13 protein-coding genes are annotated in these 14,103 nt (G+C 63.9%); 4 read left to right on the top strand and 9 right to left on the bottom strand.

Annotated elements, in window-relative coordinates:
- Position 1 precedes the first annotated feature (1 nt).
- A complete protein-coding gene (locus SA190iCDA_RS03555) occupies positions 2–481 on the bottom strand; it encodes an RNA pyrophosphohydrolase (protein ID WP_013793353.1) in 480 nt (159 codons plus the stop codon).
- A 165-nt stretch (positions 482–646) separates the two neighbouring features.
- Here SA190iCDA_RS03555 and SA190iCDA_RS03550 point away from each other — a divergent pair, with 165 nt between their 5' ends.
- Positions 647–1,300 (top strand): HAD family hydrolase, encoded by a 654-nt coding sequence (locus SA190iCDA_RS03550; protein ID WP_070885022.1) that lies wholly within the window; start codon positions 647–649, stop codon positions 1,298–1,300.
- 51 nt (positions 1,301–1,351) lie between these two features.
- On the opposite strand, the gene SA190iCDA_RS03545 is transcribed toward SA190iCDA_RS03550, so the two are convergent.
- Both SA190iCDA_RS03545 and ilvA read right to left on the bottom strand, forming a co-directional pair.
- Complete coding sequence (locus SA190iCDA_RS03545) at positions 1,352–1,792, bottom strand: DUF2269 family protein (RefSeq protein WP_070885021.1); 441 nt, start codon at positions 1,790–1,792, stop codon at positions 1,352–1,354.
- A gap of 113 nt (positions 1,793–1,905) precedes the next feature.
- Positions 1,906–3,420, bottom strand: a complete 1,515-nt coding sequence (gene ilvA / locus SA190iCDA_RS03540; protein WP_070885020.1) for a threonine ammonia-lyase, biosynthetic — start codon at positions 3,418–3,420, stop codon at positions 1,906–1,908.
- A gap of 390 nt (positions 3,421–3,810) precedes the next feature.
- On the opposite strand from ilvA, the gene rpiA reads away from it, so the two are divergent.
- Complete coding sequence (gene rpiA, locus SA190iCDA_RS03535) at positions 3,811–4,482, top strand: ribose-5-phosphate isomerase RpiA (protein ID WP_070885019.1); 672 nt, start codon at positions 3,811–3,813, stop codon at positions 4,480–4,482.
- 237 nt (positions 4,483–4,719) lie between these two features.
- Positions 4,720–6,672: an autotransporter domain-containing protein gene (locus SA190iCDA_RS03530; RefSeq protein WP_070885018.1), complete on the top strand. Its 1,953-nt coding sequence runs from the start codon at positions 4,720–4,722 to the stop codon at positions 6,670–6,672.
- 278 nt (positions 6,673–6,950) lie between these two features.
- Here the strand turns inward: SA190iCDA_RS03530 and SA190iCDA_RS03525 are convergent, their stop codons facing one another.
- The 5 genes from SA190iCDA_RS03525 to SA190iCDA_RS03505 all read right to left on the bottom strand — a co-directional run bounded on the left by SA190iCDA_RS03525 (position 6,951) and on the right by SA190iCDA_RS03505 (position 11,974).
- Positions 6,951–7,871: an SdiA-regulated domain-containing protein gene (locus SA190iCDA_RS03525; protein WP_070885017.1), complete on the bottom strand. Its 921-nt coding sequence runs from the start codon at positions 7,869–7,871 to the stop codon at positions 6,951–6,953.
- Between the two features lie 104 nt (positions 7,872–7,975).
- Positions 7,976–8,896 (bottom strand): SdiA-regulated domain-containing protein, encoded by a 921-nt coding sequence (locus tag SA190iCDA_RS03520; protein WP_070885016.1) that lies wholly within the window; start codon positions 8,894–8,896, stop codon positions 7,976–7,978.
- 365 nt (positions 8,897–9,261) lie between these two features.
- On the bottom strand, positions 9,262–9,609 hold the full coding sequence (locus tag SA190iCDA_RS03515; protein ID WP_070885015.1) for a NirD/YgiW/YdeI family stress tolerance protein: 348 nt from the start codon (positions 9,607–9,609) through the stop codon (positions 9,262–9,264).
- A gap of 283 nt (positions 9,610–9,892) precedes the next feature.
- Positions 9,893–10,558, bottom strand: a complete 666-nt coding sequence (locus SA190iCDA_RS03510; RefSeq protein WP_070885014.1) for a fumarylacetoacetate hydrolase family protein — start codon at positions 10,556–10,558, stop codon at positions 9,893–9,895.
- A gap of 24 nt (positions 10,559–10,582) precedes the next feature.
- Positions 10,583–11,974, bottom strand: coding sequence for an FAD-binding oxidoreductase (locus SA190iCDA_RS03505; RefSeq protein ID WP_070885013.1), 1,392 nt, complete (start codon positions 11,972–11,974; stop codon positions 10,583–10,585).
- Positions 11,975–12,158: 184 nt separating this feature from the next.
- Between SA190iCDA_RS03505 and serA the strand changes: the two genes are divergently transcribed.
- Entirely contained in the window at positions 12,159–13,388 is a 1,230-nt protein-coding gene (gene serA / locus SA190iCDA_RS03500; protein WP_070885012.1) for a phosphoglycerate dehydrogenase, read from the top strand.
- Between the two features lie 62 nt (positions 13,389–13,450).
- Here serA and SA190iCDA_RS03495 read toward each other — a convergent pair whose 3' ends face one another.
- Positions 13,451–14,074, bottom strand: a complete 624-nt coding sequence (locus SA190iCDA_RS03495; RefSeq protein WP_070885011.1) for a 2OG-Fe(II) oxygenase — start codon at positions 14,072–14,074, stop codon at positions 13,451–13,453.
- Positions 14,075–14,103 lie beyond the last annotated feature (29 nt).

The following is a 14,103-nucleotide window of genomic DNA, read 5'->3' as shown; positions in this document are numbered from 1 at the left end:
CCTAATCCCGTGCCAACAGGCGCGGTGCGAGTTCCTTGAGTGCGCGACGGTAGACTTCGCGCTTGAATGTAACCACCTGCCCCAACGGGTACCAATAACTGACCCAGCGCCAGCCGTCGAACTCCGGCTTGCCGGTCAGGTCCATACGCACCCGTTGCTCATCGGAGGTCAGGCGCAGCAGGAACCACTTCTGTTTCTGGCCGATGCACAGCGGCTGGCTATGCGTGCGCACCAGGCGCTGGGGCAGACGATACCTCAACCAGCCCCGGGTGCAGGCGAGAATTTTCACGTCCTGCTCTTCCAGGCCCACCTCCTCGTTGAGTTCGCGGTACAACGCTTCTTCCGGCGACTCGCGGTCATTGATACCGCCTTGCGGGAACTGCCAGGCATCCTGGTTAATTCGACGCGCCCAAAGCACCTGGCCAACATCATTGGTGAGAATGATGCCGACGTTGGGGCGAAAACCATCAGGATCGATCACGGCACACAACCTCGTAAACGCATGTCACCGCATTGTTCCACAAAGCTCGCGACAGCGGCAACGCGCTCGGGCGGGACTGCACGGCGGCCAGTCGCGTGGTTTTCCCCGGGCCGGCAAAGCCGCTATTCTGGCCGCCTCCATGGCCCTGTATGAAGAGGTGATGCTGTGCGTTTGGCTTTATTCGATCTCGACAATACCCTGCTTGGCGGCGACAGCGACCACGCCTGGGGCGACTGGCTGTGCGAGCGCGGGATTCTCGACGGCGCCACCTACAAGGCGCGCAACGATGCCTTCTATCAGGACTACCTGGTCGGGCGCCTGAACATCACCGACTACCTGAACTTCACTTTGGATATCTTCGGTCGCACCGAGATGGCCCAACTCGATGCCTGGCACCGCGAGTTCATGGCCGAATGCATCGAACCGATCATTCTGCCCAAGGCCCTGGCGCTGCTCGACAGGCACCGCGCCGCTGGCGACAAGCTGCTGATCATCACCGCCACCAACCGCTTCGTCACCGCGCCGATCGCCGCACGCCTGGGCGTCGACACCCTGCTGGCCACCGAATGCGAGATGGTCGACGGCCGCTACACCGGGCGCACCACCGACGTGCCGTGCTTCAAGGAAGGCAAGGTCACCCGCCTCAACCGCTGGATGCAGGAAAACGGCTTCGACCTGGACCGCTCGACCTTCTACAGCGACTCGATGAACGATCTGCCGCTGCTCGAGCAGGTCAGCTATCCGGTGGCCGTCGACCCGGATCCGAACCTGCTGGCCGAAGCCGAGAAGCGCGGCTGGCCGGTGATGTCACTGCGCTAAGAGCTGTACGGGGCGCCGCCTTCGCGACAGCGCCCGGCTTAGGGCGGTTCGCTAGACCGGCTTGGCGCCCATCACCGCCATGATCACCAGCAGCAGCACCACGATCAGCGCGGTATAGACCATCACCAGGCGCAGCGACGTGGCCGGCACCGCGCCCTCGGCTTGCGCCTGCCAGGCGCCCAGGCGGCCGAACAGCAGCAGGCCGACGATCATCAGCACAGCGAAGAGGCTGCTGCCCAGCAGCAGCCACAGCTGGCTCAGCGGCCAGCCGGCCAGGTTGACCATCCACCAGCCGCTCACCGGCAGGCTCAGCGCCAGCACGGCGAACACCGGCAGGCTGATGGTGCGGGTGCGCTGCAGCTTGCGTTGCAGCACCTGCCGGTCGCCGCCGCGCCAGGCTTTCCAGAGCATCAAGGCATGGGCCGACACGCCCGCCAGCAGCAGAATGCCGGGCAGCGCATGGAGGACTCTGATCAGCAGATAATGCTCCATCACGATTTCCTTCGATTTCCTATAGAGAGTGGCCCTGGGTATCGCTTCGCTCAACCCAGGCTACCGGTAGCAATCTCGGTAGCCCAGGTGAAGCGGCGCGTCAGGAGAAGCGACTAGCCAAGAAACAGCTTGTAGGCCGGGTTGTCGCTCTCGTCCCAGTACGGATAGCCGATCTCGTCCAGCGCCGGCGCCAGCAGGTGGCGCTCGTCTTCCGGCACCTGCAGGGCCGCCAGCACCCGGCCATCGGCGGCGCCATGGTTGCGGTAATGGAACAGGGTGATGTTCCAGCGCCCGCCCAGCTTGTTGAGGAAGTTGAACAACGCGCCCGGCCGCTCGGGAAACTCGAAGCGGAACACGCACTCGTCCGGCACCGCCGCGGCATGACCGCCCACGGTGTGGCGGATATGCAGCTTGGCCAGTTCGTTGTCGGTCAGGTCGAGTACCGGGAAGCCCTGACTGCGCAGGTTTTCCACCAGCGCCGCGCGCGGGTCGTTCTCCGGGTGGGTCTGCACGCCGACGAAGATGTGCGCCTCGCCGTCCTGGTGATAGCGGTAGTTGAATTCGGTGATCTGCCGCTTGCCGATGGCCTCGCAGAACGCCTTGAAACTGCCCGGCCTCTCGGGGATGGTGACGGCGATGATCGCCTCGCGCTTTTCCCCCAGCTCGGCGCGCTCGGCCACATGGCGCAGGCGGTCGAAGTTGACGTTGGCGCCGGAGTCGATGCCGACCAGCACCTGGCCACTGATTCCTTCCCGTTCGACGTAGCGCTTGATCCCGGCCACGGCCAATGCGCCGGCTGGCTCGGTGATCGAGCGGGTATCGTCGTAGATGTCCTTGATCGCCGCGCAGATCTCGTCGGTACTGACGGTGATCACCTCGTCGACATGATCCTTGCAGATGGCGAAGGTGTGCTGGCCGATCTGCGCCACCGCCACGCCATCGGCGAACAGCCCGACCTGGGGCAACACCACGCGCTCGCCAGCGGCCAGGGCCTGCTGCAGGCAATTGGAGTCGTCCGGCTCCACGCCGATGACCCTCACCTCAGGACGCAGGTACTTGATGTAGGCGGCGATACCGGCGATCAGGCCGCCGCCGCCGACCGGTACGAATACCGCATCGAGGCGCCCCTGGTGCTGACGGAGGATTTCCATCGCCACGGTGCCCTGGCCGGCGATCACCAGCGGATCATCGTAGGGATGGATATAGGTGTAGCCCTTTTCCTCGACCAGCTTCAGCGAGTGAGCCAGGGCCTCGGGGAAGGCATCGCCATGCAGCACCACCTTGCCGCCCCGCGAACGCACGCCCTGCACCTTGAGCTCGGGCGTGGTGCGCGGCATGACGATGGTCGCCTTCACGCCCATGTGCTTGGCAGCCAACGCCAGGCCCTGGGCATGGTTGCCGGCCGAGGCGGTGACCACGCCGCGCGCCAGTTCTTCAGGGCTGAGCTGGACGAGCTTGTTGTAGGCGCCACGAATCTTGAACGAGTAAACCGGCTGCAGATCCTCGCGCTTGAGCAGAATCTGATTGCCCAGGCGTTCGGAAAGTTGGCGAGCGGGTTGCAGCGGGGTTTCCACGGCAACGTCATAGACACGGGAGGTCAGGGTCTTCTTGACGTACTGTTCGAGCATGGCGGGCATCGTAGGCGGCTTCGAGGGGAATCGACGAGTCTAACATCAGGGGCTGCCATCGTTTCAGCACCAGCCGCGTTGCGGCGGAAAATTTCACCGGGTTGCACAGGGCCACAACAGCAGCGATTTCCAAGCTCTGCGGCGAGGCACGGTGAAATCTCCCCCCACAACCCAAGGGCCGGGCCCATTTTTCCGTGATGCTGCGTTGCTCGCCGACTCATTTGCACGGCCAAAGTTCGCGGCTCGCGCCTTGCCTCGCGAAAAAATGGGCTCCGGCGCGGTCGCGCTGAAGCGACAGCAGCCCCTACCATCCGCCGAGCGACCATACGAATTCCGGGGTTTTGCCGGCTATAATCGCGGCCTCGTTTCCTTCCTTCTCGTGGAACCCGCATGACCCAGGATCAGCTCAAACAAGCCGTGGCCCAGGCCGCCGTCGACTTCATCCTTCCCAAGCTCGACGCCAAGAGCGTGATTGGGGTCGGCACCGGCTCCACCGCCAACTGCTTCATCGACGCCCTGGCCAAGCACAAGCTGGAGTTCGACGGCGCCGTGGCCAGCTCGGAAGCCACCGCCGCGCGCCTCAAGGGCCATGGTATTCCGGTGTATGAACTCAATACCGTCAGCGACCTGGAGTTCTACGTCGATGGCGCCGACGAAAGCGACGAGCGCCTGAACCTGATCAAGGGCGGCGGCGCGGCCCTGACCCGCGAGAAGATCGTCGCGGCTGTAGCACGCACCTTCATCTGCATCGCCGACGGCAGCAAGCTGGTACCGGTGCTCGGCGAATTCCCGCTGCCGGTGGAAGTGATCCCCATGGCGCGCAGCCACGTGGCCCGCCAGTTGGTCAAACTGGGCGGCGACCCGGTGTACCGTGAAGGCGTGCTGACCGACAACGGCAACGTGATCCTCGACGTACACAACATGAGCATCACCGACCCGGTGAAACTGGAAACGGACATCAACGCCATCGTCGGTGTGGTCACCAACGGCCTGTTCGCCGCCCGCCCGGCCGATCTGCTGCTGCTCGGCACCGCCGAAGGCGTGAAGACGCTCAAGCGCTGAACCCCGCGGGCGGGTGACCAGCATCCGCCCCATCACCTGCCGGCCCGCACCAAGTGAGTGCCGGCCTGCCAGCTAGGCGCTCACCCCTGCCGCCGCCGCAGCGGTAGGTGCCCGTCATACTTACAGCCAGGCGACACTTGGGCCTCTGTACTACGCCATTTTCCTACCGGTTCGGATTTCCGGCCCACATACTGCTCTGCGCTGACTGCCACACAAAAACAGCATAAGGAGCATGATGTGATCAAACCTCTCATTCTGGGCATGGGCCTGGCAGGCACGCTGTTACCCACCCTGGCCATGGCCTACCAATACGGCGAATACGCCGGCGGCACCGTCGACAGGCTGATCAACGACTACCCGGGCCGTTATCGCGGCACCAGCAGTTTTGCGGGCGCGACCGACTGGATGCAGGAGCGCCTGTCGGCGGCCGGGTACAACAGCTATCGCCAGGACTTTACCTGGGCAGGCAGCCGCAGCTCGCAGAACGTGATTGTCGAGACCGGCGGTACTACCGGTAAGAACCTGGTGGTCGGCGCCCATTTCGACACCTTCTTCGGCCGCCCCACCCTGCAGGGCCTGGATGACAATGCCTCGGGTGCGGGGGTGTTGACGGAAATCGCCCGCAACCTGGCCGGCCTGTCGTTCGAGGATGGCGTGACCTTTATCGGCTTCGGTGCCGAGGAGGAAGGCCTGCGTGGCTCGCGCGCCTACGTCGCCTCCCTGGATGCCGAGGCACGCGCCCGTCTGACCGGCATGATCAACATCGACAGCCTGATCACCGGCGACATGATGTACGCCCATGCCGGCTCGGACAGCGTCGCCGCACCGCAACTGGTGGCGCTACGCGAACACACCCTGCGCATTGCCAAGGAACTGGGCATCGACCTGCACACCAACCCCGGTCTGAACGCCGCCTATCCAGCCGGCACCGGCTGCTGCAGCGACGCCGAAAGCTTCGAGGGCCTGGGTATTCCGGTGCTCTTCGTGGAGGCCACCAATTGGCAAATAGGCGATCTCGACGGCTATGAGCAGACCACCAACCCGACCATTCCCGGTGGCGCCACCTGGCACGACCCGGCCCTCGACAACGAATCCGTGCTGGTCGGCGCCTTCGGTGCAGAACGCATTGCGCAGCGCCTGCGTGACTATTCCCGCCTGCTGACCCGCCTGGTGCTGGAAGCCACCCATACCGACCTGCGCTATTCGGCGCTATCCGGCGGGGCCATGCTCGGCACCCTGGAAGAAACGCTCAAGCGCCAGCAGCAGACTCACCAGCAATTGCTGGAGCGTCGCTGGCTGAGCCTGCGCGCCACCCCCCGGGAAGTCGGCAGCGTCGACGGCGGTGTCGGGGTGGAGGGTCAATGGCAGCCCAGCGGCGGCTTCGACGGCTCACTGGAGCAGCGCTCCCGCCAGGCCACCGCCTACCTGTTCGGCGATGCCCAACTCAGCGACTGGCTGAACCTGGGTGCCGGCCTGAGCTTCAGCCGCGGCCAGGATGACCTGCAACACGGTGGCAAGGTAGAGAGCGACACCTGGCAGGCCGGCCTCCACGCGCTGCTGGGCAATACCGGGCCGCTGTGGCTGAACGCCGACCTCAGCGCCGGTCGTACCCGCTTCGATCTGAAGCGCTCGGTATTCATCCAGGGCAACGCCGGCGGTCCGGCGCTGCTCGACCAGAAGCTTGCCGGCGAAACCGATGCCACGTTCTGGGGCACAGGCCTGCTGGGCGGTTATGACCTGCTGTTCGGCGACTGGCGTACCGGCCCGCAAGCGGGTCTCGACTATCGCCACTACAGGCTCGATGGCTTCAGCGAGAAATCCACGCAACGTACCGCCCTGCGCTTCGCCGATGAACGCTTCGACTCGCTGGAGTTGAGCTTCGGCTGGCAGGTACGCGGCGATATCGCGCTGGACAAGGCCATGGGCTTGCAGCCTTATGCCAGCCTCAGTTGGATCGAAGAGCTGGCCGATGGCATGAGCGAGGATTTCATCGTTACCAGTCTGGCCGACGGCTCGGCACGCCGGGTGAGCAACGGTCGGGAAAACGACAAGCACTTCGCCCGCGCGCGCCTGGGCACGCAACTGATCATCAGCGAGGCCTTCGCCGTCTACGCCGAAGCCAACACGCGCCTGCGGCATGCCAATGGCGACCAGGCCAGCTATAGCCTGGGCCTGCAGTACCTGTTCTGACGCAGCGCGGTAAGTGGGTCACGGCGCCGTGCCCCGTTGCCGTTCGCGACTGGCGAAGGCGTGAAGGTGCTAAGCGCTAAGGCTATGTCTAGCCCTGAAATAGGTTTACACCGTTTCAGACTGTCGGGCGTACTCGTCGAAGGCAGTACGCCGTGGCAGGCTGGCGGCATGCTTGTGCAGGTGAGTCGCCTCCGCGCGGCGGACTGTTCGCCTAGGCTACGAGCGGCCGGCGTCCCGGTTCGCCCTACGCAGCTGATATTTTGACCGAAAAGGCCGAGTCAGCGATCACCCGGCCTTTTTTCGAAGGTGTAGAACAGGTTGGGCTCGCTGATCATGTAGATCACGCCCTGCTCGTCCATGGCGATACCTTCGGCCTGGGGCACGGGCTCCTTGAGGCCCTGCTGGCCGCCGACCAGCGACAGACTGCTGACCGGTTCGCCCTTGGTATCCATTTCCACCAGCAGCCGCGAATCATCGGACAGCGCCAGCAGGTGACCGGTACGGGCATCGTATTGCAGGCTGGACAGATCGCGGACGAACAGGCCTTCGTCGCGCTCACGGTCATCGATGATGCGGATTGCCGAGGGGCTGTGCGGATCGAGATGCGGGAAGCCGTGCACCTCGTAAATGCGCAGCGGATCACGCTCCTTGGCAATGAACAGGCGCTTGCCCGCCAGGTCATAGGCCAGGCCCTCGAAGCCCTTGTTCTTGGCCTCCATTTCCAGGCCCAGCGACAGCTGCTGGCCGTCGGCAGCATCGACCTGGGTAGTGGCGTCGTCGATGCGAACCTCCACCAGGCGCTGCGGGCGTTCATCGGCGATCACCAGGACGCCAGGGGCGACGTACTCCACGGCTTCCGGATCGCCGAAGCCGACCAGACGGATCTCGCGCAGCATCTTGCCGTCGAGCGACAGCTCGATCAACCGGGTATTCTGGTTGGTGACGGTAAACAGCGTTTTGCGCACCGGATCGTAGGTCAGCGCCGACACGTCGTCGTCCAGCCCTTCGATCACCTTGGCCTCACGGCTCACCTGATAGCTATCGAGCCACAGCGTATTGGCCGGCGCCTCGGCGGGCTGTCGCACATTGAACCAGGCCCGCTCGAATACCCGGAACTCCTGGCCCCAGATAGCCAGCAACAATGCCGCGACCAGTACCAGCAGCAGCAACACGGTCTTGAGGGAAATCAGACGACGCATACTCGCTCACTCATGGAGAAACAAACACGGTCGCTCCCTCAGGAGCGCCCTGCGACCCGCGAAGCTAACAGCCCTCGTCTCGCTTCACCAGCGTGGCAACCCGACTAATCGGCCTTGCCGCCCTTGCTGAATACATAGAAGAGGTTGGGCTCGCTGGTCATGTACAGCACGCCCTGATCGTCCATGGTGATGCCCTCGGCCTGGGGCACCGACTTCTTCAGACCCTGCTGCCCTTGCAACAGTGACAGGCTGCTGAGCGGCTTGCCGGCTTCATCCAGTTCGACGACCAGGCGCGACTCATCCGACAGCGCCAGCAGGTGGCCGGTCAGGCTGTCGTAATGCAGGCTGGAAAGATCACGCACGAAGATGCCGGCATCGCGCTTGCGGTCGTCGCGAATCTGCACGGAGTTCGGCGTAGCCGGATCGAGGTCGGGAAACCCCAATACCTCATAGATGCGCATGGGGTCGCGCTCCTTGGCCACGAACAGCCGCAGGCCTTTCCGGTCATAGGCGAGCCCCTCGAACCCCTTGTTCTTGGTGCCCATTTCCAGGCCCAGCGACATCTGTTGCGCCTCGGCGACATCGATGGCGGTGGTGTCATCGTCGATGCGCACCTTGACCAGCCGCTGCGCGCGCTCGTCGGCGATGACGAAACGCCCGGGGGCCACGTACTCGACGGCTTCCGGGTCGCCGAAGCCGATCAGCTCGATCTGCCGCAGCACCTTGCCATCGAGCGACAGCTCGATCAGCTTGGGATGTTGGTTGGTGACGGTGAACAGGCTTTTACGGTCCGGATCGTAGGTCAGCGCCGACACGTCGTCTTCCAGCCCTTCGATGCGCTGCGCCTCGATCACCACCCGGTAGTCGCTCAGCCACCGCGAATGGGCGGGCGCTTCAACCGGCTGGCTGACATTGAACCAGGCCCGTTCGAACAGGCGGAATTGCACACCAACGCAAACCAGTGCGGCCAGCAGGACAAGCACCAACAGCAGGAATAATCCCTTGATCGAAAACAGACGGCCCATGGCGACTCGCATATGCAATGACAGAAATGACGGCGCCGCCCCTCGATACGTCGAGAGGCGGCCATTCGGTGCGGTGAAGGGAAGCTAACAGCCCAGGGCCTGTTAACACTTCCGCACGACCGCGCCGGAGCCCGTTTTGCCGCGAGGCAAGGCACGAGCCGCGAAGTTTAGCGGGCTAAATGAGCCGGCGAGAAACGCAGCATCGCGGCAAAACGGGCCCGGCCCTTCGGGTTGCGCGAAAAATCTCGCCATGCGTTGTTGGAGGACTTGGCAAGGGAACAACCATTCCCTGCGTCCTCCGCCTAGCCTGGCGAGACTTTACGCGGCAACGCGGCTTGCGCGGAAGTGCTAACAGGCCCTAGGGCTTATTTCACCAGTTCGACGAGATCGACGTCGATTTCACGGCTGGTCAGGTCCTTGTCGACTTCGCCGGTCAGCTTGACGGTGGCCTTCTCGGAGATGGCTTGCGGCGGCCAGTCTTCGTCGTCGATCTCGACATGGATGGTGCCGGTGGCGTCCTTGAACTCGTAGAGCTCGTCCTGCAGGCGCTTGACGATCTGGCCTTGCAGCACGACCGGGGTGTCGTCGCCGGCTTTCAGCGCCTGCTCGACCGTGGTGACCTGGGCGACCTGACCCGGGCCGGTATAGCCGGCAGCCAGGGCGGCGGTGGAGAACAGCGGAGCGAGCAGCAGTGCGAGTACGGGAGCTTTCATGGGGATGACCCTTTATCTGTAGATGACGGGGTCAGGTTAAGTCGCCCAGCTGAAGCGAGGCTTAAAGCCGGCTTAAGCGAAACTTAAAGAGCAGCTACAAGTATCAAGCCGCAGGTTCCAAGCTGAGCAGGATCGCGTCTGCCCTGCTCTTTACTTGCCGCTTGAGGCTCGCAGGACGTAGGGTGGATGACGCTCTTTTCATCCACCATCGCGATCGCAGAGCGGTGGACGGATGAAGCGTCGTCCACCCTACAGCGGCTGCTATCGCCACTCAGCGGTCTTGTCAGAGGACCCGGCTGGCGAAGCTCGAGTGACCGACCAGATCCAGCACCAGCTCGTCGCCCTTGTTCAGCGGGCCGACGCCTGCGGGCGTGCCGGTAAGGATCACGTCGCCGGGTTGCAGGTTGAAGTGGCCGGCCATTTCCTGGATCACCGGCACGATCGGGAAGATCATCTCGGCGCTGCTGCCATCCTGGCGCACCTCGCCGTTGATGGTCAGGCGGATGCCGATAGCGGTCAGGTCGGCCACAGCATCACCCGGCACGAAGGGCGCCAGCACGCAGGCGCCGTCGAAGGACTTGGCGATCTCCCAGGGATGGCCCTTGTCCTTGAGCTTGCTCTGCAGGTCACGCAGGGTCAGGTCCAGGGCCGGAGCGAAGCCGGAGATGGCGTCGATCACCTCTTCCTCGTTGGGCTGGCGCGACAGGGGCTTACCGATCAGCACGGCGATTTCCGCCTCGTAATGCACCGAGCCACGATCTCCCGGGATGCTGAAGCCACCTTCCAGCGGCACCACGCAGCTACCCGGCTTGATGAACAGCAACGGTTCGGTCGGCAGCGGGTTGTTGAGCTCCTTGGCGTGTTCGGCGTAGTTGCGGCCGACGCACACCACCTTGCCCAGCGGGAAATGGATACGGGTGCCATCGATGTACTGGTGCTGGTAGCTCATGGTCGCTCCTGTTGTTGTGCACGTTCAGGCGAATATCTTGCCCGGGTTCATGATGCCGTTGGGGTCGAACACCGCCTTGACCGCCTTCATGTAGGCGATTTCCGCCGGCGAGCGGCTGTATTCCAGGTAATCGCGCTTGACCAGGCCCACGCCGTGCTCGGCGGAGATCGAGCCGTTGTAGCGCTGGACGGTCTCGAACACCCATTTGTTGACCCGGGCGCACGAGGCGAAGAAGGCCTCCTTGTCCATGTGCTCGGGCTTGAGGATGTTCAGGTGCAGGTTACCGTCGCCGATATGGCCGTACCAGACCACTTCGTAGTCGGGATAATGCTCGGTGACGATGGCGTCGATATCGCGCAGGAATGCCGGCACCTGCGAGACGGTGACGGAAATGTCGTTCTTGTAGGGTGTGTGGTGCGAGATGGTTTCGGACAGGTACTCGCGCAGCTTCCACAGGTTCTTCAGCTGAGTCTGGCTCTGGCTCATCACTCCGTCCAGTACCCAGCCCTGCTCGATGCAGTGCTCGAAGGTGCTCAGGGCCTCGCTGGCCACTTCCTCGCTGCTGGCTTCGAACTCCAGCAGGGCATAGAACGGGCAGCAGGTGTCGAAGGGCGAGGGGACATCACCGCGCGCCATGATCCGCGCCAGGCCCTTGTCGGAAAAGAACTCGAAGGCGGTAAGGTCGAGCTTGCCCTGGAAGGCATGCAGCACCGGCATGATCGAGTCGAAGTCCGGCGTGCCCAGCACCATGGCGGTGAGGTTACGCGGCGCACGGTCCAGGCGCATGGTCGCCTCGACTACGAAGCCCAGGGTGCCCTCGGCACCGATGAACAGCTGGCGCAGGTCGTAGCCGGTGGCGTTCTTGATCAGGTCCTTGTTCAACTCGAGCAACTCGCCGGTGCCGGTGACCACCTTCAGCCCCGCCACCCAGTTACGGGTCAGGCCGTAGCGGATCACCTTGATGCCGCCGGCATTGGTGCCGATGTTGCCGCCGATCTGGCTGGAGCCGCTCGAGGCGAAATCCACCGGGTAATACAGGCCCTTGTCCTCGGCGAACTGCTGCAGCACGCCAGTGACCACGCCCGGCTGGCAGACCACGGTGCGGTTGGAGGCGTCGAAATCGAGGATCTGGTTCATGTAGTCGAACGACACCACCACCTCGCCATTGGCTGCCACCGCCGCCGCCGACAGCCCGGTACGGCCGCCCGATGGCACCAGGGCGATCCTGTGGGCGTTGGCCCAGCGCACGATGGCCTGCACCTGCTCGACCGTCTTGGGAAACACGATGGCACTGGGCGCGGGCTCGTATTGCCGGGTCCAGTCCTTGCCGTAGGTTTCCAGGGACGCAGCGTCGGTGAGCACCTTGCCGGGCTCGACCAGCGTTCTGAGTTCGTCAATCGGCATGAGATCGGTCATAGCAACTCTCGAAACTTTCATGGTCGCCCTGAGAACCGTTCAGGTCGCAACCGAGCAAGGAAAAGACAAGCCATGCTAGCATACGCCCCCCGCAAATCGCGCTGCACAGCGACTTGCCGGCCCGATTGGCGAGCGCGCCGATCCTTCTCCTGACACTTAATTTAGTGGGGCAACAGGTACTCCGATGAGCACGACCTCTCTCGACAAGAGCAAGATCAAGTTCCTTCTTCTCGAAGGCGTCCACCAAAATGCCGTGGACACCCTGAAGGCGTCCGGCTACACCAACATCGAGTACCTCAAGACCGCGCTCTCCGGCGAGGAGCTGAAGGCCAAGATCGCCGACGCGCACTTCATCGGCATCCGTTCGCGTACCCAACTGACCGAAGAGATCTTCGACTGCGCCAAGAAGCTGGTCGCCGTCGGCTGCTTCTGCATCGGCACCAACCAGGTCGACCTGGACGCCGCTCGCGAGCGCGGTATCGCCGTGTTCAACGCGCCGTATTCCAACACCCGCTCGGTGGCCGAGCTGGTGCTCGCCCAGGCCATTCTGCTGCTGCGCGGCATCCCCGAGAAGAACGCCTCCTGCCACCGCGGCGGCTGGATCAAGTCGGCGGCCAACTCCTTCGAAATCCGCGGCAAGAAGCTGGGCATCGTCGGCTACGGCTCGATCGGCACCCAGCTGTCGGTACTCGCCGAAGCCCTCGGCATGCAGGTGTTCTTCTACGACACCGTGACCAAGCTGCCGCTGGGCAACGCCCAGCAGATCGGCAAGCTGCATGACCTGCTCGGCCTGTGCGACATCATCTCCCTGCACGTACCGGAACTGCCGTCCACCCAGTGGATGATCGGCGAGGCGGAAATCCGCGCCATGAAGAAGGGCGGCATCCTGATCAACGCCGCCCGCGGCACCGTGGTCGAGCTCGACCACCTGGCTCAGGCGATCAAGGACGAGCACCTGATCGGCGCGGCCATCGACGTGTTCCCGGTCGAGCCGAAATCCAACGACGACGTCTTCGAAAGCCCGCTGCGCGGCCTGGATCGCGTGATCCTGACCCCGCACATCGGCGGCTCCACCGCCGAGGCCCAGGCCAACATCGGCCTGGAAGTGGCCGAGAAGCTGGTCAAGTACAGCGACAACGGTACTTCGGTATCCTCGGTCAACTTCCCGGAAGTGGCCCTGCCGGCGCACCCGGGCAAGCACCGCCTGCTGCACATCCACGCCAACGTGCCGGGCGTGATGAGCGAGATCAACAAGGTGTTCGCCGACAACGGCATCAACATCTCCGGCCAGTACCTGCAGACCAACGACAAGGTCGGCTACGTGGTCATCGACGTCGATGCCGACTACTCGGACCTGGCGCTGGAGAAGCTGCAGCAGGTCAACGGCACCATCCGCAGCCGCGTGCTGTTCTAAGCACAGCACTGCAACGACAAGGGGAGGCTTCGGCCTCCCTTTTTCATGCCTGCAACCTGGCGCTAGAACACCCCGTCGCCGCGGCGGCGGAACCAGCCGGTCAGGGACAGGCGGTCGCGGGTGGCCGGCAGCACCTCGTGGGGCACGTCGGCAGACAGGAACACCACCAGCGTGCCGGCCTCGGGCAGCACGTCACGCACCTCGCCGTCCGCCAGGTACAGGCGCAGCTGGCCGCCCTCCTCGGCCTGCCAGTCGTCATTGAGGTAGAGTACGGCCGACACCGCGCGGCGGTCATCGTCGCGGAAGCGATCCAGGTGCTTGAGATAGAAGCCGCCCGGCGGATAGAAAGCGAAGTGGCTTTCGTAGTCCACCAGCCCCAGGTAGAGGCTCTGGTTGATGGCCACGCGCAACTCGTCGAGCAGCTGCAGGTAGCCGTCGCAGGCCGGCGACTGCCCCGCCTCGAGCCACTGGATATGGTCGCTGCGGGTGCCTTCGTGCACCGCCACCGCGTGGCCACGGCCGGTACCGGCCGGCGCCAGGGTGCCCTGGGCGATGCGCTGGCGGCACTCCTCCGCCAGTTCCCCGGTCAGAGAAGCAGGGGCGAATTGGGTTTGCAACGACCATCCGAATTCGGCAAGGTCATCGATGATGCGGCTCAGCAGCGAATCGGAAATGTCTGTGGTCATGGCGCGATTCTACCCTGTGTCGCGTACAC

The organism is Pseudomonas argentinensis, from assembly GCF_001839655.2.
GTDB lineage: Bacteria > Pseudomonadota > Gammaproteobacteria > Pseudomonadales > Pseudomonadaceae > Aquipseudomonas > Aquipseudomonas argentinensis_B.
The sequence above is the reverse complement of the archived record's forward strand: the minus strand, read 5'-3'. Positions and strand labels throughout refer to the sequence as shown.